The organism is Variovorax sp. CCNWLW225, assembly GCF_037204045.1.
In the GTDB taxonomy this organism is placed as follows: domain Bacteria; phylum Pseudomonadota; class Gammaproteobacteria; order Burkholderiales; family Burkholderiaceae_C; genus Variovorax.
This window is the reverse complement of sequence record NZ_JBBCBV010000009.1, coordinates 41186-58675: the sequence shown is the minus strand read 5'-3', so window position 1 is coordinate 58675 and position 17490 is coordinate 41186. Positions and strand designations below refer to the sequence as shown.

The following is a 17490-nucleotide window of genomic DNA, read 5'->3' as shown; positions in this document are numbered from 1 at the left end:
TCTGGCTCGCACGCGGCGGCCCCCCATTGCATTTCAACGAGCGATGGCGGCGCACAGGTCCACCGCCGCGACGACGGCTACGTTGAACTCGTCAAGACACCAGAAAAATTCATAGATACACAACGGCAACTGCAAAATTCAAGGAGTTAGAAATGACCATCGAAATGATCGAAGTCGAAGAATTCAACCAAGGCACTCAGATCAAGGTGATCGGAGTGGGCGGCGGTGGCGGCAATGCCGTCGCTCACATGATGGAGCGCGGCGTGCAGGGCGTTCAGTTCGTCTGCGCCAACACCGACGCGCAAGCGCTCCAGCGCAGCAACGCACACAAGATCATCCAGCTGGGCACGAGCGGCCTGGGCGCGGGCAGCAAGCCCGACAAGGGCCGTGACGCGGCCGAAGCCGCGGTGGACGACATCCGCGCCGCCATCGACGGCGCGCACATGCTCTTCATCACGGCCGGCATGGGCGGCGGCACCGGTACCGGCGCCGCCCCCGTGATTGCACGCGTGGCAAAGGAAATGGGCATCCTCACCGTGGGTGTGGTGACCAAGCCCTTCGACTGGGAAGGCGGTCGCCGCATGACCAACGCCGACGCCGGCCTGGTCGAGCTCGAGGCGAATGTCGACTCGCTGATCGTGGTGCTCAACGAGAAGCTGCTCGACGTGCTGGGCGAGGACATCACCCAGGACGAAGCCTTCGCGCATGCGAACGACGTGCTGAAGAACGCCGTGGGCGGCATCTCGGAAATCATCAACGAGTACGGCGGCGTGAACGTCGACTTCGAAGACGTGCGCACCGTGATGGGCGAGCCAGGCAAGGCCATGATGGGCACCGCAGCCGCTGCCGGCCCGGACCGCGCCCGCATCGCCGCCGAACAGGCCGTGGCCTGCCCGCTGCTCGAAGGCATCGACCTCTCGGGTGCCAAGGGCGTGCTGGTGCTGGTGACCGCGTCGAAGGGTTCGCTGAAGCTGAACGAGTCGAAGCTCGCGATGAACACCATCCGCGCCTACGCCTCGCCCGATGCGCACGTGATCTACGGCGCCGCCTACGACGAGAGCCTGGGCGACGAAATGCGCGTGACCGTGGTGGCCACCGGCCTCTCGCGCGCCGACGCACGCCGCCAGGCACCGACGCTCGAAGTGATTCGTACCGGCACCGACAACATCCCGTTCAACGTGCCCACGCTCGGCGGCACGGGCCATGCAGGCCACGGCGGCCACGGCGTGAGCCAGCCCAACTACGACGGCATGGCGGTTCCCAGCGTGTGGCGTACCAACCGCACAATGGCCGCGGCCAAGGTGGACGCGCTGTCTTCGGGCGGCATGGACGACTTCGAGATCCCCGCATTCCTGCGCCGTCAGGCTGACTGAGGCCGGGGGCCACCGAACGCAGAGGGCACGAAGGTTCGCAAGGGGTACGGGGAAGACCTGAAAGGGACTTCCGCCGCCCTAGGCGCTGCGTTCGCTTCGTGCCCTTTGCGTCCATCGCCCCGCTTGAAATAGAACCTATGTCTATCGGTGCCATAGCGAGGGGCATAGGCCGCCATGCCCGTCGCCCGCCTAAAATCGCGGGCGTGCTGCAACAAAGAACTCTCAAGTCGATCAGCCGCGCCGTGGGCGTGGGGCTTCACAGCGGACAGCGCGTGGAGCTCACGCTGCGCCCGGCTCCGTCGGACACGGGCATCGTGTTCCGGCGCGTCGACCTGCCCGAGCCGGTCGACATCCGCATGACCGCCGAGGCGGTGACCGACACGCGCCTGGCTTCCACCGTTTCTACTGGCGGCGCGAAAGTGCAGACGGTCGAACACCTGATGTCGGCCTGCGCAGGCCTGGGCATCGACAACCTCTACATCGACATCACGGCCGACGAAGTGCCGATCCTCGACGGATCGGCCTCGTCGTTCGTGTTCTTGCTGCAAAGCGCGGGCATCGAGCTGCAGAAGGCGCCGCGCCGCTTCATTCGCGTAACCCGCAAGGTCGAGGTGCGCGAAGGCGAGGGCGCCAACGAGAAGTGGGCGAGCCTTGAGCCGTACCACGGCTACAAGCTGAGCTTCGAGATCGACTTCGACCATCGCGTGGTCAACTCCACCGGCCAGCGCGTGGAGTTCGACCTCGGCAAGGATTCCTACAGCCGCGACATTGCACGCGCCCGCACCTTCGGCTTCACGAAGGAAGTCGAGTACATGCGCAGCAAGGGCCTGGCGCTCGGCGGCGGGCTGGACAACGCCATCGTGATGGACGACACCAAGGTGCTCAATGCCGGCGGGCTGCGCTACGACGACGAGTTCGTGAAGCACAAGATTCTTGATGCGATGGGCGACCTGTACATCATCGGCAAGCCGCTGCTGGCCGCGTATACCGCGTTCCGGTCGGGCCACGCGCTCAACAACAAGCTGCTGCGCGAACTGCTGGCGAATAGCGATGCCTACGAGGTCGTGACTTTCGAAGACGAGAAGCGCGCACCGCGCGGTTTCGGCGAAGTGGCGCGGGCCTGGTAGCAGGCCGGTTCTTCAGTTCCTCGTTTCACGCAATGCTTGTCTTCCGCTGGGCCATCCTGCTGCTTCTGCTGGTGGCGGGCGTGTCGTTCGCGTTCTATGCCGGAACCGGGCAGGTCAAGTACCGGCGCTTCGGTTGGATCGTGCTCAAGTGGACGCTGCTCGCGGCGTTCGGTTTCTTTGCGGTGCTGATTGCGGAGCGCGTGGCCTAGCCTGGTAGCGGGCTAGGCTCGCACCGCGCCGTTGACGGGCGCCTGAACAGCGTTACCTGGAGCGGCCTTGCCGGTAGGTGCCGGCGTGCGTTTTCGACAGCTCGGCCGCTTCGGCCAGCCGTGCCATCGAACGGCCCACCTGCGCATGCGTGATGGCAATGCCCAGCGCGTCGGCTGCGTCGGCGCCCGGCAGGCCCGGCAGATCGAGCAGGCGCTTCACCATCTCTTGTACCTGTGCCTTGGCAGCCTGGCCGTGCCCCGCCACGGCCTTCTTCATTTGCAGCGCGGTGTATTCGGCCACCGTGAGCTTGCTGTTCACCAGCGAGGTCACGCAGGCGCCGCGCGCCTGGCCGAGCAGCAGTGTCGACTGCGGGTTGACGTTGACGAAAATGATTTCGACCGCCGAAGCGTCGGGCTGGTAGCGTTCGGCGATTTCGGCGATGCCGTCGAACAGCACCTTGAGGCGCGCCGGCAGGTTGCCGCTGCCCAGGTGCCGCGTGCTGATGGTGCCGCTTGCCACGTAGCGCAGCGCGTGGCCGTCCGCATCCACCACGCCGAAGCCGGTAGTGAGAAGGCCGGGGTCGATGCCGAGAATGCGCATGTGGTCAGACGTTGAAGTACCAGCGGATCGAATGGAAGAAGATGGGCGCCGCAAAACACAGCGCATCCACACGGTCGAGCAGGCCATTGGCGCCGGTCACGCCCACGCCTTTCTTGCCCCAGTTGGGAATACCGCGGTCGCGCTTGAGCGCCTTCATCACCAGGTGGCCCATGGAGCCTGCGATGCACGCGATGAACGACACGGCAAGCGCCTGGCCGAACTTGAACGGCGTGATGAACGAGAACAACGCACCCACCAGGCTGGCCACCGTGATGCCGATGCCCCAGCTGGTCCAGTTGAAGCTGCGGCTCACGTTGGGTGCAAAGGGCTTGCGCTGCGTGCGGCGCGAGATCACGTGCTGCACCAGCACCGAGGTCTGCACCACGAACACCAGGAAGAACACGAGGAATGCGCTCTTGCCTTCGTAGCCCGGAAAGCTCAGGAGCAGTAGCGCCGGCACGTGGCTCATGCCGTAGACGCAGACCATGATGCCCCACTGCAGCTTGGCGTTGCGCTCGAGAAAGTGGCTGGGATCGTTGGCGAGTGCGCTTGCGACCGGGATCGCGAGAAACACGTAGACCGGAATGAAGACGGTGAACAGGTCGAAGCGCGCGGTGGCCACGAGCCAGAACTGGATCGGCAGCACCACGAAAAAGGCCAGGATCAGGCTGCGGTGGTCGCCGCGGCGTGTGGGCGAAAGGGTGATGAACTCGCGCAGCGCGAAGAAGGCGATGAGCGCGAACAGCACGGTGGCCACGGTTTCGCCCAAGGCCCAGCCAACCCAGAACACGATGACCATGAACCAGGTGGTGCCCAGCAGCTTGCGATAGTGGGCGAGTTCGGCTTGCCAGGTGGCATCGTGCACGGGGTTGCGGCGTTCCCTGAAGCTCAGGAAGAGCGCCGCTGTGCTTGCGATCACGAGCAGGCCGAAGACGATGAGGAACAGGGTCGCGACTTGCTGGGTCGGGGTGAGGCTGCGCAGGAACTGGTTCATGTCAGTTTTCCTTCGCGCGTTGTTGGGGACTGCGTTCTAGGCGCTGTTGTTCGGGGCTTGTGCAAAGGCCACCGGGTACTCCCCTCCGCGAATGTCCCCCGTCGGCGGGTGCGCGTCCCGAAGACGGCCCGCAAAAAACACCACGCAAAGCAAAAGCCTTCATTTCAAACATCGCGCAAAGCAATCACCGCAGCACGCGCGCGATCGAGGAAAGGGCGGCGCTCTTCGCCTTCTTCCACGCGAATCGGCGCACCGAAGGTCACGGAACACAGGATCGGCACCGGCACAATCTCGCCCTTGGGCATGACGCGCTGCACGTTGTCGATCCATGCGGGCACCAGCACCACATCGGGAAACATCGTGGCGAGTGTGTAGAGGCCCGACTTGAACTTCTGCGGCTCGCCCGTGTGGCCTCGCGTGCCTTCGGGAAAGATGATGATCGAGTCGCCGCTGCGCAGTGCTTCGACCAAGGGTGCGAGCGGATCGGAGGTGGGAGCTGCAGCGGGTTCCGAAGGCGCTGTTTCCGACGCGACGGACGGTGATTCGACAGGGGGCGCGACCGGGGGAGGTGGCGGCGGCGGCGCGGGAAGATCGAGCCGCCCTTGCACTTCGTCGAAAGCCTCGGGAGTCACATCGACGACGGTCTGGGCCGCTGGCGCCAGTGGAAGCAACGGTTCCATCGAAGGCTCGATGCGCTCGGCCGGCGCTGCAACGGTGTCGCGTACTGGCGCGGGCGGCGCCTCAGGTTCCGCCGCAGGGACTGCCGCCGGTGCTGCCGAAGCGGGCGCAGCGGCCGCCCGTTCAACATACACCGCGTTGAACACCTCGGTCGTGATCCATCGCTTGAACGGCGTATTGGCCCAGTAGTCGCGCGCTGCAATGGGCCGGGTGATGCTGCGCAGTTCCTCGGGCAGGGCGGCCCAGATCATCACGAGGTCGGCGTGGCTCTGGTGATTGGCGAAATAGATGCGCTGCTCGGCCTTGGGCGGGCAGCCGTACCAGCGTGCCTGGGCCCCCGTGAGCAACCGGACGATTCCCAACAACAACCAACCTGTGAGCTTTGCCAGCATGGGCGCGATGATACGGGGCATGCGATGGCGTTTCGATCCTCTTTCTCTGGTGTGGGCGGTGGCCCTGTTCGTGGTTCTCGTGCTGCTGGCCACCGTCGGCGCGCGATGGGGCTGGCTGCGGAGTTTCTTCGGCGATGTGCTGGCCGTGGCGTGGGTCTATGTCGTCTTCAAGACCTTCATTGCCGCGCGCGTGCTGCCGTTGGCGCTGGCCGCGCTCGCGCTGGGCTTGGCGGTCGAGCTGGGCCAGTTCCTGGCATCGGCCTGGCACCTGCACATTCCGAACCGCGCCCTGCGCATTGTGCTCGGCAGCACGGCGGACTGGTGGGACGTGCTGGCCTACCTGATCGGCTTTGCGGCCGTGCTGGCCATCGAAGCGCTGTGCGGTGCAGTCAGGGCAACTCGGCCGACGGCATGCGCGCCACGATGGTCGAAGCCCGTCCGCTGAGGTAAGAAGACGAGCCCAGCCGGCGCTCGAAGAACTTGGGGCTGGGCAGCATCACCGCCAGGCGTGCGGCCTCGCCGGCACTCAGGCGCGAGGCGGGCTTCCTGAAGTAGTACTGGGCTGCGGCCTCGGCACCGAACACGCCTTCGCCCCATTCGACATTGTTGAGATAGATCTCGAGGATGCGGCGCTTGTCGAGCAGCACCTCGAGCGTCATGGCGAGCACCAGTTCCTGGCCCTTGCGCAGTAGCGTGCGCTCGCCGGAGAGCAGCAGGTTCTTCGCAAGCTGCTGCGTGATGGTGGAGCCGCCACGCAACTGCACGGGCCGCACCGGCTTGCCGCGCGCAATGGCACGCGCCGCGCGCCGGGCCGCAAGCTCCTCGGCCTTGGCATTGCGCTGCCGCGCGCGTTCGATGGCTTCCCATTCCACGCCGTTGTGGTCGATGAAGTCGGCGTCCTCGCTGGCGATGACGGCCCGCTTGAGGTTGTCGCTGATCTGTGCGTAGGGCACCCACTCCTGGCGCCAGGCGCCCTTGCTACCCTGGTGAATGGCGATCTGCCAGGCTTCGGAGCGCTGGAACGCCGTGCTCTGCGGAGCGATCACGGCCATCGCGGCAATGCGCGCCACGAAGAAAAGCTCGAGCGCCACCGCCGCGACCAGCAGGTACGCAATCAGCCGCAGCAGCCCCTTCATTGGCCGGCGGCGATTGAAGCGCGCAATTCGGCCAGCACCTGCGCAGCGGGCGGGCGCACGCCGCGCCAGGCCTCGAAGGCTTCGGCCGCTTGCTCGACCAGCATGCCGAGCCCATCGCGCCCGACGGCGCCGTGCGCTTCGGCCCAGGCAATGAAGCCGGCGGCGGCAGGCCCGTACATCAGGTCGACCGCGAGCGCGCCGGGGCGCAGCACCTGCGCACGCACCGGCACCGCATCGCCCGCAAGGCTGGAGGCGGTGGCGTTGATCACCACGTCGAAATTGCCGGGTACTTCGTCGAGCGCCCACGCTTCGAGCGTGGCGCCGTGGCGCAAGGCCAAGGCCGCATGGCGCTGCACCAGGGCCATGGCCTTGCCGACGGTCCGGTTGGCCACGACGATGCGCGAGGCGCCCGCATCGAGCAGCGGTCCGAGCACGCCCGCAGCAGCGCCCCCCGCACCGATCAGCAGCAGCTCGCGGCCGGCCAGCGGCACGGCGGCGTTGCGAACGATGTCGTTGACCAGCCCGATGCCGTCGGTGTTGTCGGCGTGAATGCTGCCGTCCGCTTCGAAGCGCAGCATGTTCACCGCTTGCGCGAGCAGGGCGCGTTCGCTGGTGTGCTGTGCAATTGCGGCCGCATCGAACTTGAAGGGCACCGTGACATTGCAGCCGCGCGCGACGTTGCCGTGTTCGGCGGCTTCTCGCTGGAAGCCGGCAACGCCTTCGGCGAAGGCGCCGATCGGCACGAGCCGGCGGGTGTATTCCAGCTCCTGGCCGCAGAGTTCGGCAAATCGGGCATGGATGCGCGGCGAGCGGCTGTGCTCGACGGGGTTGCCCATTACGCAGTACAGGTCCATGGCGCCGTGATTCGCAGTTGTTGCTATTGGGTTGCTATTGAGAAGAGAGCTCGATGGTTTCGTCGCGCGTGAACTTGAAGCGCGACTGCAGCACGATCTGGTCGGTCTGCTTGCGCATGGCATCGGTGAACTTGCCGAAGTTGCCGATGCTGTGCACGATGGCCTTGGCGCGCCGGTCGAGCGTGGTGTCGCCCGAGCTTTCATCGACCACGGTGTCGAGGATCTTGCCGTCGTGGTTGATGGTGATCGTCATCTTGAGCTGACCGTAGAGCTTCTTGCCGGCCGCCGTGGGAAAGTTCTCGGTGCCCCGCACCTCGATGCGGCGGCGCAGTGTGTCCACGTAGATGGCATAGGCCGCCTCGCGTGTGGAAGGGCTCAGGTAGCGCTTCTTGGGGCGTGCGTTTTCTTCGTTCACGCGCCGTTCGATTTCGGCCAGCAGCTCGACCATCTGGCGCCGCTTTTCCTCGCGGGCCACGGCTTCCTTCGGGTCGCCCGAAACGCGTGGATCGGGCGCGGGCATGGCGGCCAGGTCGCGCTTGAGCTGCGCGAGCAGCTGCATCTGCTGCGCCTGCATGGCCTCGACCTGGCGCTGCGCTTCTTCGGCGGAGTCACCCACGGCGGTAAAGCTCGACGGCGGCAGCGGGCTCGTGGCGCGGCCCCGTTCGAGGTCGCCGCCGCCGGCCAGCGAGGTTTGCGCCATGACGCGGGCCGTGGCGTCGGGTTTGTCGTTGGTCTTGCTGTTGACCAGGATCACCTCGAGCGGCGTGTCGCTGAAGACCCGGTTGAACGATTCAGGGTCGACGAAGCGCACCGTCAGAAGCGCGGCGTGCGCGATGATCGACACACCGAGTGCAATCTGCAGCGTGCTCAGATCCCTGAAGTTCATTGACGACGCTCCTCGCGGCTCATTGAATGGTTTTTATGTTCCGCGCGGCGCTCACGCCGGCGTGTTCTCCGGTGCCGGCTCGCTGTCGGTGAGGTCGACCGCAATCGCGATGGGACCGGCTACTTCTTCTTCCTCGTCGCCGCTTTCCTCGTCGGCTGCGGCATCCGCCTTGGGCGCATCGAGGCGCTCGAGCACCGTGCCGTGCACGTCGAGCGCAATTTCGTCGATCTCGCCGAGCTTCACGCGCAGGCGCGCACCGCGCTCCTGCTGGCCCGCGACCGGAAACACCAGCGGCAGCGTGTCCGCACGCACCAGCGCGCCGTTCTGTATGTCCTTGATGACAGTGACTTCAAGCTCGGTGATGCCTTGCTGCTCGAGGTACTTGAGCGTCCAGAAGCGTTCCATGCCGCCCTGGTAGGCGTTGTAGGTTGCGTAGGCGGCGTCGAAGCCCGAGAGAATCGAGAACAGGTCGGCGTCCTTCGGCTTGAAGGGTGCGGCCAGTGCGGCCGTCTTGCCGTGGCGCGCGGCCGCGATGATCTGCCACTGGTTCACGAGGTCGGTATAGCGGCGCAGCGGCGAGGTGCTCCAGGCGTAGCTCTTCACGCCCAGGCCCGCATGCGGCAATGCCCGCGTGCCCATACGCACCTTGATGCCCGGCGCCAAGCTGGCTTGGCTGCGGTAGAGCCCCGGCACGCCGAGCTCGCCGAGCCAGCCGCCCCAGCTGCTGTTGGCCAGGATCATGGCCTCGGACACGATCAGGTCGAGCGGCGCACCGCGTTGGCGCGTGGTGATCTGCACCTGCTCGCTGCCGTCCGGCTCGCCATCGTTGCCGACGAGGCGAAAGTTGTAGTCGGGCCGGTTGAAGTTCTCGGGCTTGCCGCGCACTACTTCGCGCTGGGCCTTCAATTGCTTTGCAAGGCGGAACAGGAAGGAAAGCGGTGCGCGCAAGTTCGCAGCCGCCTCGGGCGTGTTCTCGTTCGTGAACGATGCGTCTTCGAGCCAGGGTTGCGTGACGATGCTGTCGAGTTGGTCGTGGCGCAGATTGGCCACGATGGGCACGCGTTCGAGCTTGGTCTCGCTGGACTGCAGTTCGAGCGTGGCTTCGTCGAAGCGCACGTAGAGCGACACGGCCGGCCGGTCTCCGCCTTCGAGCAGCGTGTAGGCGTTGACCACCTCGTCGGGCAGCATGGTGATCTTGTGGCCCGGCATGTAGACCGTGGACATGCGTGCGCGCGCCACCTGGTCGATGGCGCTGCCCGGCGTGAGCGCAAGGCCCGGCGCGGCAATATGGATGCCGACCGTGACCGTGCCGCTGCCGAGGCCCTGCACCGACAGCGCATCGTCGATTTCAGTGGTTTGCGAATCGTCGATCGAGAAAGCCTGTACGCCGGCAGCCAACGGCAGGTCGTCGGCGATGGCCGGTGCGGCGAGTGCCGGAAAACCCGTGCCCTTGGGAAAATTCTCGAAAAGGAAGCGGCGCCAGTGGAACTGGTAGGGCGAATCGATGGCGCCGGCGCGCTCCAGCAGCTCGAGCGGCGGGCGCTGCGTGGCGCGCGCGGCGTCGACCACGGCCTTGTACTCGGGCGCGTTCTTGTCGGGCTTGAACAGGATCTTGTAGAGCTGCTCGCGAATCGGCTGCGGGCACACGCCTTCGGCCAGCTGCCCGGCCCACTCGACAATTTGCGCCTGGACGACTTTTTTCTTTTCGATGGCGGCCAGCGCCTGCTGCACTATTTCGGCCGGCGCCTTCTTGAAGCGCCCTTTGCCTGCGCGGCGAAAGTAGTGCGGTGCCTCGAACAGCGCGAACAGCGCGGCGGCCTGCTGTGCGAGCGTGGGCTTGTCGCTGAAATAGTCGGCCGCGAGTTCTGCAAAGCCGAATTCGCCTTCGGCCGCAAACTCCCATGCGAGGTCGAGGTCCATTGTGGCGGCGATGGCGCGCGCTTCGGCAATCAGCTCGGCCGGGGACGGCTTCTCGAAACGCAACACGATATTGGCGCCCTTGACCTTGACGCGCTTGCCGGTGTCGAGCTCGACCTGCGCCGATGCTTCAGCCTCCGACAACACGCGGCCGCCGAGGTACTTGCCGGCTTCTTCAAACAATACAAACATGAGCCGATTGTCCCACGCTGGACCCGGCCCGCCGCCCGGCGCCGGAGGACTTCAGACCGGGTTGATGAAGTCGATGACGTCGTCCAGATGGTTCTGCTCGAAATCGGACAGCGCGTGGTCGCCTCCCTCGAGCAGCTTGATGTTGCTATCGGGGTAGCGCGCCGACATTTCATGCCAGTCGAGCGCCTCGTCGCCCTTGGCGATGATGGCCAGCACGCGCTCGGGGCGCGTGAGGGCGCCAACCTCCATGGTGCGCAGCTCCTGGATGTACTCGGGCCGGAAATAGAAGTGCTCGGCCGGGTCCTGCCACGTGGTCTGGTCGCCGATATAGAGCTGCAGGTCGCGCGCGGGGTGCACGGCGGGGTTGAGCAGCACGGTGCGGCAGCGCGTCATTCCCGCAACGTAGGTGGCATAGAAGCCGCCGAGCGATGAACCGACCACGGCCATCGACTTGCGCGGCCAGTCGGCAATGCCTTTCATCACCATGTCGATCGCTTCGCGCGGAGAGGGTGGCAACTGCGGGCACCACCACTGCAGGTTGGGGTGCTCCAGCGCCACGCGCCGCGCCATCAGCCGCGCCTTGGTCGAGCGGGGCGAGGAGCGGAAACCGTGCAGATACAACAGGTGAGTGGTTTTCGGATCCATGCGAGGCGGAGACTGAAAATGTTGCGTTCGACGCAACTCCATAGAAGGAGCCGGGTAATTTTGCATGAGGTCCTCGTGCGGGGCGCGGGTGCCGGTGAGGGCTCTCGCATGCAGGCTTCGTGCGGGGAGGTGAATGTTTACCACTGGAATCTCCGGCCCGCGGGATTTTTCTGCATCCGATCGGGCGCGGGCCGTGTCCCGGAACCCGAAAGTACTCAGCTGATGCACCAGGAGTGGCCAAGTTCGCCTGGTGCTGTTGCGTTTTTGCAAGCGGCGCGAAGTTTCGCGGCCCGGGATCGATGCCTGCATCCCATGAAGATGGGAGGTGCCGCGGCCTTTTGAATCGACGTGGCGGCTTATGCTAAGCCCATGAATATCGAGGCTCCTGATCCTGGAACGGCACGCCGCTGGGGCGTGCTCGTGGTCGAGGACGACAGCCGCGCGCGTGCCTTCTTCGAGGCCAGCGTGCAGCGCAGCGCAAGCCTCTTCTGGCTTGGAAGCGCCGGCACCGTGCATGAGGCATTGGCATGGCTTGCGCAGACCGCCACCATTCCCGACGTGCTGCTGGTCGATCTCGGCATGCCCGACGGCAGCGGGCTGGACGTGATCCGCGAGGCCGTCGCGCGCTTTCCGGGTTGCGAGCCGCTGGTGATCTCGGTCTTCGGCGACGAGGAAAACGTGCTTTCCAGCATCGAGGCCGGCGCTGTCGGCTACATCCACAAGGACGCGGCACCCGAGGACATCGCGCAGACCATCGTCGAGATGAAGGCCGGCGCGTCCCCGATCTCGCCCATGATCGCGCGGCGGGTGCTTGCCAAGTACCGCAGCCTGCAGACGGCGGGCACGCCCGCCGCGGCAGTGCCCCAGGCGGCCATCGACAGCACGGCGCCCAGCCTGCTCTCCGCCCGTGAACATGAAGTGCTGACGCTGATTGCGCGCGGCTTCTCCTATGCGGAAATCGCCCGGCTCAAGGGGTTGAGCGTGCACACGGTGCAAACCCACATCAAGAATCTCTACGGCAAGCTGGCGGTGCATTCCAAGAGCGAGGCGGTGTTCGAAGCGACGCGCCTCGGCCTGCTGTCCCACCCCGGGTGAGCCGTGTGGCAGGGCGCATGTTCGCAAGGCCGTGGAGGGCGCTGTTCGCGCTCTGGCTTGCGGTAGTCCTGCTGGCGCCGGCGGTTGCCGCGGCGGCGGATGGCCCTCTTGAGCTGCGCAGCGGCACGGCGACCGTCACCGTCGACGGTGCCACGCGGACAGCGCCCGTCGAGCTTTCCTACCATTGGGATCGCCAGCACCGGGGGCGCCCCGGCTTCGCGAGCTTCGAACTGCCTTTCACGCTCGACGCCGCGCCCGAGACGCCATGGGGCATCTTCATTCCGCGGGCCGGCAACGTCCTCGAGGTGTCGCTCAACGACGCATTGCTGCAGGTGTACGGCGATCTGGGCCGCGGCAACGGGCCCGACTACGCCAAGGCGCCCATCTATGTGCCGATTCCGGGGCATTTGCTGAAAGTAGGCGACAACCGCCTGCAGATTCGCATCCGCGCCGACGGCGCCCGGCGGGCCGGGCTTTCACGCGTGACGATCGGGCCGGCCACCCCCGTGCGCACCGAGCTTTTCGAAACGGCCTATGGCTGGCGCTTTACGGGCTCGGTGCTCCTGAGTGCCTTCAGCCTCATCGTCGGCGGCATTGCACTGGCGCTGTGGCTCACCCAGGTGGACGCCGAGGCCGTGGGGCGGCATCGGCGCGACGGCATCTATTTCTGGACGGCGCTCGCCGAATTCTGCTGGGCGCTGCGCGTGGCCGACGGCGTGATTGCCGAACCCCCTCTGCCTTGGCCGGCCTGGGGTGTGCTCATGGCCGCCTGCTATGCCGGCTGGGCGGCGTCCGCCATGATGTTCTGCTACCACCTAGCGGGCTGGGACCACAGGCCCCGCATGCGCTGGCTGCGGTGGCCAATGGGGGGAGTGGTTGCCGGAACGGTCGCCGCAAGCTCGATGGCGCTGTTCCGCGAGGAGCCGTACTGGCTTACCGGCTGGCTTGCGGCGGAGATCGTGTTCATCGCGCTGTTCGTCTGCGCCTTCGTGGTGGCGACTGTGCGGCGGCCGAACCTGGGGCGCCTGCTGGTGGCAGCCGCCGCGCTGGCAACGCTGGGCTTCGGCATCCGGGACTGGCTGGTGATCCGCCTGAGCGACGCTTACGGCGAAACCACCTGGGTGCGCTATTCCTCCGTGTTCTTCGGTATTGCGCTGCTGCTGATCGTGCTGCGTCGCTTTCGCGCCGCCAGCATCGAAGCGCGCGGCTCGGTGGCGGCACTGGCCCAGCGAGTGGCGCAGCGCGAACGCGAGCTCGCATCGACCTTCGCGGCACTGGAGCAGGTGGCGCGCGACCAGGCCCGCACCCACGAGCGCGAACGCATCCTGCGCGACATGCACGACGGCGTGGGCTCGCACATCAGCTCGGCCATCCGGCAACTGCAGTCCGGCCAGGCCAGCTCCGAAGAGCTGCTGCGCACGCTGCGCGACTCCCTCGACCAGCTCAAGCTCTCGATCGACTCCATTCACCTGCCGCCGGGCGATGTGGGCGCCCTGCTGGCGGCGCTGCGCTACCGGCTGGAGCCGCGCCTGGCGGCCGCGGGCATCCGGCTGGAGTGGGGCGTGGAAGAGGTGCCGACGGTAAAGGGGCTCGATGCGCAAGGCATGCGGCAATTGCAGTTCCTGCTGTTCGAGGCGGTTTCCAACGTGATGCAGCATGCCCAGGCAAAGACGCTGCGGATCGAGTCGGAAGCGCCGGCCGGAAAGGTGCAGTTGCGCGTGATCGATGACGGCCGGGGTTTCGACGCGTCCCAGGTGCCGCGGGCGCTCACGGAGCGTGCCGGCGCCGTCGGCGCGCGGCTGGCGGTCGAAAGCCGACCGGGACGCACGGTCGTTCAGTTCGAATTCGACTGACGGGGCGTGCCGGGCGCGGATAATCCAGCCCCATGTCCGCCGTGTTCAATCAGCCCTCCCTGGCGCGCCGCGTCGCGCCCATCTTCCAGGGGTTCGACGGCTTTCTGGCTTTTGCCGTGCTGTTGCTGGCGTTCGCCGGGTTGCTGACGATGTATTCGTCCGGCTACGACCACGGCTCGCGTTTTGCCGACCACGGCCGCAACATGCTGCTGGCGGGCTTCATCATGTTCGTGGTGGCCCAGGTGCCGCCGCAGCGCCTCATGATGTTCGCGGTGCCGGTGTATGTGACGGGGGTGGCGCTGTTGATTGCGGTTGCGCTCTTCGGAATCACGAAGAAGGGCGCCACGCGCTGGATCAACCTTGGCGTGGTGATCCAGCCGAGCGAAATCCTCAAGATCGCGATGCCGCTGATGCTGGCCTGGTGGTTCCAGCGCCGCGAAGGCCAGTTGCGGCCGCTCGATTTTGTGGTGGCCACGGTGCTGCTGGCCATCCCGGTCGGGCTCATCATGAAGCAGCCCGACCTGGGCACTTCGCTGCTGGTGCTCGCTGCCGGCCTGGCCGTGATCTTTTTCGCCGGGCTCCCGTGGAAGCTCATCGTGCCGCCGGTGGTGATCGGCGCCGTGGCCATCACGCTGATCGTGAGCTTCGAGTCGCGGCTGTGCGCGGAGGGCGTCGACTGGCGGGTGCTGCACGACTATCAGAAGCAGCGCGTTTGCACCCTGCTCGACCCCAGCAAGGACCCGCTGGGCAAGGGCTTTCATATCATCCAGGGAATGATCGCCATCGGCTCGGGAGGCGTGGGCGGCAAGGGGTTCATGCAGGGAACGCAGACGCATCTCGAATTCATTCCCGAGCGCACCACCGACTTCATCTTTGCGGCCTATTCCGAAGAATTCGGCCTCGTGGGCAACCTGGCGCTGATTGCCGCCTTCATCCTGCTGATCTTCCGCGGCCTGGCCATCGCGGCCAGCGCCACGAGCCTGTTCTCGCGGCTGCTGGCGGGGGCGGTGACGATGATTTTCTTCACCTACGCCTTCGTCAACATGGGCATGGTCAGCGGCATCCTGCCGGTGGTGGGCGTGCCGCTGCCTTTCATCAGCTACGGCGGCACTGCGATGGTCACGCTGGGGCTGGGGCTGGGCATCCTGATGTCCATCGCCCGGGCCAGGAAGCTTTCTCAAAGCTAGGCACGCAGCCGCAGCGCGGTTGTTGGCCCCGGCCGGGGGAAGGCGAAGCGCCGCCGGGCGCGCGCGGTCCGGAGGCGAGCCCTAGAATCCACTTCATGATCTCTCGCGAACCCACCATCGAGCGCCTTGCCACGGCGCAACAGCTCCTGCTTACGCCGTTCGGGCTCGACGAATCGCACCTGAGCAAGGCCCTGGCCGAGATCACCGCCCACAAGGTGGACGATGCCGATCTGTACTTCCAGTACACGCGCAGCGAGGGCTGGAGCCTGGAAGAAGGCATCGTCAAGACCGGCAGCTTCAGCATCGACCAGGGTGTCGGCGTGCGCGCGGTCAGCGGCGAGAAAACCGCTTTCGCCTATTCGGACGATATTTCCGAGGCGTCGCTGCTCGATGCGGCCCGCACGGTCCGCTCGATTTCCTCCGCCGGCCGCACCGGCCGCGTGAAGACGCCGGCGCGCAAGATCGCTTCGAGCCGTTCGCTCTACAACGGCGTAGACCCCATTTCCACGCTCGACAGCACGGCCAAGGTCAAGCTGCTCGAACGGGTCGAAAAGCTCGCGCGCTCGCGCGATCCGCGCGTGGCCCAGGTCATGGCCGGCCTGGCGAGCGAGTACGACGTGGTGCTGGTGGCGCGCGCCGATGGCACCCTGGCCGCCGACGTGCGGCCGCTGGTGCGGCTGTCGGTGACCGTGATCGCCGAGCAGAACGGCCGGCGCGAGGTCGGCTCCGGCGGTGGTGGCGGGCGCTTCGGGCTGGCCTATTTCACCGACGAGCAGATGGCCGAATACGTCGACCAGGCCGTGAAGGCCGCGCTGACCAATCTCGACGCCCGTCCGGCGCCCGCCGGCGAAATGACGGTGGTGCTCGGCTCCGGCTGGCCCGGCATCCTGCTGCACGAGGCCATCGGCCACGGGCTGGAAGGCGACTTCAACCGCAAGGGCTCGAGCGCGTTTTCGGGCCGCATTGGCCAGCGCGTGGCGGCCAAGGGCGTGACGGTGCTGGACGACGGCACCATTGCCGACCGCCGCGGCTCGCTCAACGTGGACGACGAGGGCAACGCGAGCCAGCGCAACGTGCTCATCGAAGACGGCATTCTCAAGGGCTACATCCAGGATTCGCTCAACGCGCGCCTCATGAAGGTCAAGCCCACCGGCAACGGCCGGCGCGAGAGCTACGCCCACGTGCCGATGCCGCGCATGACCAACACCTACATGCTCGGCGGCGACAAGGATCCGAAGGAGATCGTCGCCAGCATCAAGAAGGGCCTGTACGCCACCAACTTCGGCGGCGGCCAGGTCGACATCACAAGCGGCAAGTTCGTGTTCTCGGCCAGCGAGGCCTTCTGGGTCGAGAACGGCAAGATCCAATACCCCGTGAAGGGCGCGACCATCGTGGGCAACGGCCCTGACGCGCTCACCCGCGTGACCATGATCGGCAACGACATGGCGCTCGATTCGGGCGTTGGCACCTGCGGCAAGGAAGGCCAGAGCGTGCCCGTGGGCGTCGGCCAGCCGACCTTGCGCATCGATGGTTTGACCGTAGGCGGAACGGCCTGAGAGCTTGCTAAGCTCCGCTCCTTATTTTTCAAAAAGAGGAGCATTCGATGAGGATCAGGATCAATTCGTCCGGGGCCCTGTGGGCTGCAACCGCCGCAGTGGCGCTCGCAACCGCAGGTTGCGCTTCGCGCGGCGGTTCGGGCGACAGCAGCCAGCCTGCGGCCTCGGCACCCGCTGCCAGCGCACCCGCCGCTCCGGCGCGCGGCGGCGTCAAGGCCGGCATGGACGCCAAGGGCAACGTCATTGATTCGTCCAAGGTCGAAGCCGGCAGCGGCCGCACCGTCAAGGGCCTGAATGGCTACGAAGGCGAAATCACGGGTGTTCCCGCCCGCAACAGCAAGTTCTCGCGCCTGCAGATCGGCATGAGCGCCAAGCAGGTCACCGACCTCGCCGGCCAGCCGACGGACCAGGGCGCCTATGTCACGGGCAAGGCCTTCATTCCGTTCTATTTCGGCAGCGACCGCCACCGCTACGAGATGACCTACAAGGGCCAGGGCCGGCTGGTTTTCGCGGGCGGCGGCATGGGCGACTACTCTGGCGGCAACCTGATCTGGATCATTCACAACCCCAACGAATCGGGATACCGCTGAGCGTTCGGAGCCGGGCTTTTGCCCGGCTTTTTGTTTTCCGTGCTACATTTCGCCCACATGTCCGCCCTCCGCGCTTATTTCTTTGCCTACTTTTGGTTCCCGGTTTCCGGCGGACGAGAGGCGAGCGCGTAAAGCAAACGAACACCCTCCCAGAACCGCCGGTGGCCCAGAGCCCCCGGCGGTTTTTTTATGCCCTGACGATTTC

17 protein-coding genes are annotated in these 17490 nt (G+C 66.2%); 9 read left to right on the top strand and 8 right to left on the bottom strand.

The window, feature by feature from the left end:
* The first annotated feature begins 152 nt into the window (after positions 1-152).
* From ftsZ to V9L20_RS16275, 3 genes are all read left to right on the top strand, one after another.
* Positions 153-1373: a cell division protein FtsZ gene (gene ftsZ, locus V9L20_RS16285; RefSeq protein WP_337297379.1), complete on the top strand. Its 1221-nt coding sequence runs from the start codon at positions 153-155 to the stop codon at positions 1371-1373.
* 203 nt (positions 1374-1576) lie between these two features.
* Positions 1577-2500, top strand: a complete 924-nt coding sequence (lpxC, locus tag V9L20_RS16280; RefSeq protein WP_258504050.1) for a UDP-3-O-acyl-N-acetylglucosamine deacetylase — start codon at positions 1577-1579, stop codon at positions 2498-2500.
* A 32-nt stretch (positions 2501-2532) separates the two neighbouring features.
* The gene (locus tag V9L20_RS16275; protein WP_165442064.1) at positions 2533-2709 is read left to right on the top strand and encodes a hypothetical protein; all 177 of its coding nucleotides are present in this window, start codon (positions 2533-2535) and stop codon (positions 2707-2709) included.
* Positions 2710-2761: 52 nt separating this feature from the next.
* Here the strand turns inward: V9L20_RS16275 and ruvC are convergent, their stop codons facing one another.
* From ruvC to V9L20_RS16260, 3 genes are all read right to left on the bottom strand, one after another.
* Entirely contained in the window at positions 2762-3310 is a 549-nt protein-coding gene (ruvC, locus tag V9L20_RS16270; RefSeq protein WP_157612051.1) for a crossover junction endodeoxyribonuclease RuvC, read from the bottom strand.
* A gap of 4 nt (positions 3311-3314) precedes the next feature.
* On the bottom strand, positions 3315-4304 hold the full coding sequence (locus V9L20_RS16265) for a phosphatidate cytidylyltransferase (RefSeq protein ID WP_337297378.1): 990 nt from the start codon (positions 4302-4304) through the stop codon (positions 3315-3317).
* Positions 4305-4468: 164 nt separating this feature from the next.
* The gene (locus V9L20_RS16260; protein ID WP_337297489.1) at positions 4469-5374 is read right to left on the bottom strand and encodes a lysophospholipid acyltransferase family protein; all 906 of its coding nucleotides are present in this window, start codon (positions 5372-5374) and stop codon (positions 4469-4471) included.
* A gap of 7 nt (positions 5375-5381) precedes the next feature.
* Between V9L20_RS16260 and V9L20_RS16255 the strand changes: the two genes are divergently transcribed.
* Positions 5382-5819: a DUF2809 domain-containing protein gene (locus tag V9L20_RS16255; RefSeq protein ID WP_337297488.1), complete on the top strand. Its 438-nt coding sequence runs from the start codon at positions 5382-5384 to the stop codon at positions 5817-5819.
* On the opposite strand, the gene V9L20_RS16250 is transcribed toward V9L20_RS16255, so the two are convergent.
* Genes V9L20_RS16250 through V9L20_RS16230 form a run of 5 tightly spaced genes read right to left on the bottom strand, consistent with a single transcriptional unit; the run spans position 5764 to position 11004 of the window.
* The gene (locus tag V9L20_RS16250; protein WP_337297377.1) at positions 5764-6510 is read right to left on the bottom strand and encodes a transglycosylase domain-containing protein; all 747 of its coding nucleotides are present in this window, start codon (positions 6508-6510) and stop codon (positions 5764-5766) included. The two genes, V9L20_RS16255 and V9L20_RS16250, sit on opposite strands and share 56 nt — an antisense overlap.
* Positions 6507-7364 (bottom strand): shikimate dehydrogenase, encoded by an 858-nt coding sequence (aroE, locus tag V9L20_RS16245; protein ID WP_337297376.1) that lies wholly within the window; start codon positions 7362-7364, stop codon positions 6507-6509. The genes V9L20_RS16250 and aroE overlap by 4 nt, the downstream gene beginning before the upstream one ends.
* A gap of 34 nt (positions 7365-7398) precedes the next feature.
* On the bottom strand, positions 7399-8250 hold the full coding sequence (locus V9L20_RS16240; protein ID WP_258504054.1) for an energy transducer TonB: 852 nt from the start codon (positions 8248-8250) through the stop codon (positions 7399-7401).
* A 51-nt stretch (positions 8251-8301) separates the two neighbouring features.
* Complete coding sequence (locus V9L20_RS16235) at positions 8302-10359, bottom strand: ribonuclease catalytic domain-containing protein (protein WP_337297375.1); 2058 nt, start codon at positions 10357-10359, stop codon at positions 8302-8304.
* 51 nt (positions 10360-10410) lie between these two features.
* Complete coding sequence (locus V9L20_RS16230; RefSeq protein ID WP_126747940.1) at positions 10411-11004, bottom strand: YqiA/YcfP family alpha/beta fold hydrolase; 594 nt, start codon at positions 11002-11004, stop codon at positions 10411-10413.
* Positions 11005-11373: 369 nt separating this feature from the next.
* On the opposite strand from V9L20_RS16230, the gene V9L20_RS16225 reads away from it, so the two are divergent.
* From V9L20_RS16225 to V9L20_RS16205, 5 genes are all read left to right on the top strand, one after another.
* Positions 11374-12099: a response regulator transcription factor gene (locus V9L20_RS16225; protein ID WP_157612057.1), complete on the top strand. Its 726-nt coding sequence runs from the start codon at positions 11374-11376 to the stop codon at positions 12097-12099.
* 17 nt (positions 12100-12116) lie between these two features.
* The gene (locus tag V9L20_RS16220) at positions 12117-13952 is read left to right on the top strand and encodes a sensor histidine kinase (protein ID WP_337297374.1); all 1836 of its coding nucleotides are present in this window, start codon (positions 12117-12119) and stop codon (positions 13950-13952) included.
* A gap of 32 nt (positions 13953-13984) precedes the next feature.
* On the top strand, positions 13985-15139 hold the full coding sequence (rodA, locus tag V9L20_RS16215) for a rod shape-determining protein RodA (RefSeq protein ID WP_337297373.1): 1155 nt from the start codon (positions 13985-13987) through the stop codon (positions 15137-15139).
* A 95-nt stretch (positions 15140-15234) separates the two neighbouring features.
* On the top strand, positions 15235-16695 hold the full coding sequence (gene tldD, locus V9L20_RS16210; protein WP_258504058.1) for a metalloprotease TldD: 1461 nt from the start codon (positions 15235-15237) through the stop codon (positions 16693-16695).
* Positions 16696-16742: 47 nt separating this feature from the next.
* The gene (locus V9L20_RS16205; protein ID WP_337297372.1) at positions 16743-17285 is read left to right on the top strand and encodes a hypothetical protein; all 543 of its coding nucleotides are present in this window, start codon (positions 16743-16745) and stop codon (positions 17283-17285) included.
* The last annotated feature ends 205 nt before the right edge of the window (positions 17286-17490 follow it).

Excerpts from the sequence above, each read along its gene's own strand:
- ftsZ (WP_337297379.1), top strand. The coding sequence starts at position 153 with ATGACCATCGAAATGATCGAAGTCGAAGAATTCAACCAAGGCACTCAG.
- V9L20_RS16275 (WP_165442064.1), top strand. The coding sequence starts at position 2,533 with ATGCTTGTCTTCCGCTGGGCCATCCTGCTGCTTCTGCTGGTGGCGGGC.
- ruvC (WP_157612051.1), bottom strand. The coding sequence starts at position 3,310 with ATGCGCATTCTCGGCATCGACCCCGGCCTTCTCACTACCGGCTTCGGC.
- V9L20_RS16265 (WP_337297378.1), bottom strand. The coding sequence starts at position 4,304 with ATGAACCAGTTCCTGCGCAGCCTCACCCCGACCCAGCAAGTCGCGACC.
- V9L20_RS16260 (WP_337297489.1), bottom strand. The coding sequence starts at position 5,374 with ATGCTGGCAAAGCTCACAGGTTGGTTGTTGTTGGGAATCGTCCGGTTG.
- V9L20_RS16255 (WP_337297488.1), top strand. The coding sequence starts at position 5,382 with ATGATACGGGGCATGCGATGGCGTTTCGATCCTCTTTCTCTGGTGTGG.
- V9L20_RS16250 (WP_337297377.1), bottom strand. The coding sequence starts at position 6,510 with ATGAAGGGGCTGCTGCGGCTGATTGCGTACCTGCTGGTCGCGGCGGTG.
- aroE (WP_337297376.1), bottom strand. The coding sequence starts at position 7,364 with ATGGACCTGTACTGCGTAATGGGCAACCCCGTCGAGCACAGCCGCTCG.
- V9L20_RS16240 (WP_258504054.1), bottom strand. The coding sequence starts at position 8,250 with ATGAACTTCAGGGATCTGAGCACGCTGCAGATTGCACTCGGTGTGTCG.
- V9L20_RS16235 (WP_337297375.1), bottom strand. The coding sequence starts at position 10,359 with ATGTTTGTATTGTTTGAAGAAGCCGGCAAGTACCTCGGCGGCCGCGTG.
- V9L20_RS16230 (WP_126747940.1), bottom strand. The coding sequence starts at position 11,004 with ATGGATCCGAAAACCACTCACCTGTTGTATCTGCACGGTTTCCGCTCC.
- V9L20_RS16225 (WP_157612057.1), top strand. The coding sequence starts at position 11,374 with ATGAATATCGAGGCTCCTGATCCTGGAACGGCACGCCGCTGGGGCGTG.
- V9L20_RS16220 (WP_337297374.1), top strand. The coding sequence starts at position 12,117 with ATGTTCGCAAGGCCGTGGAGGGCGCTGTTCGCGCTCTGGCTTGCGGTA.
- rodA (WP_337297373.1), top strand. The coding sequence starts at position 13,985 with ATGTCCGCCGTGTTCAATCAGCCCTCCCTGGCGCGCCGCGTCGCGCCC.
- tldD (WP_258504058.1), top strand. The coding sequence starts at position 15,235 with ATGATCTCTCGCGAACCCACCATCGAGCGCCTTGCCACGGCGCAACAG.
- V9L20_RS16205 (WP_337297372.1), top strand. The coding sequence starts at position 16,743 with ATGAGGATCAGGATCAATTCGTCCGGGGCCCTGTGGGCTGCAACCGCC.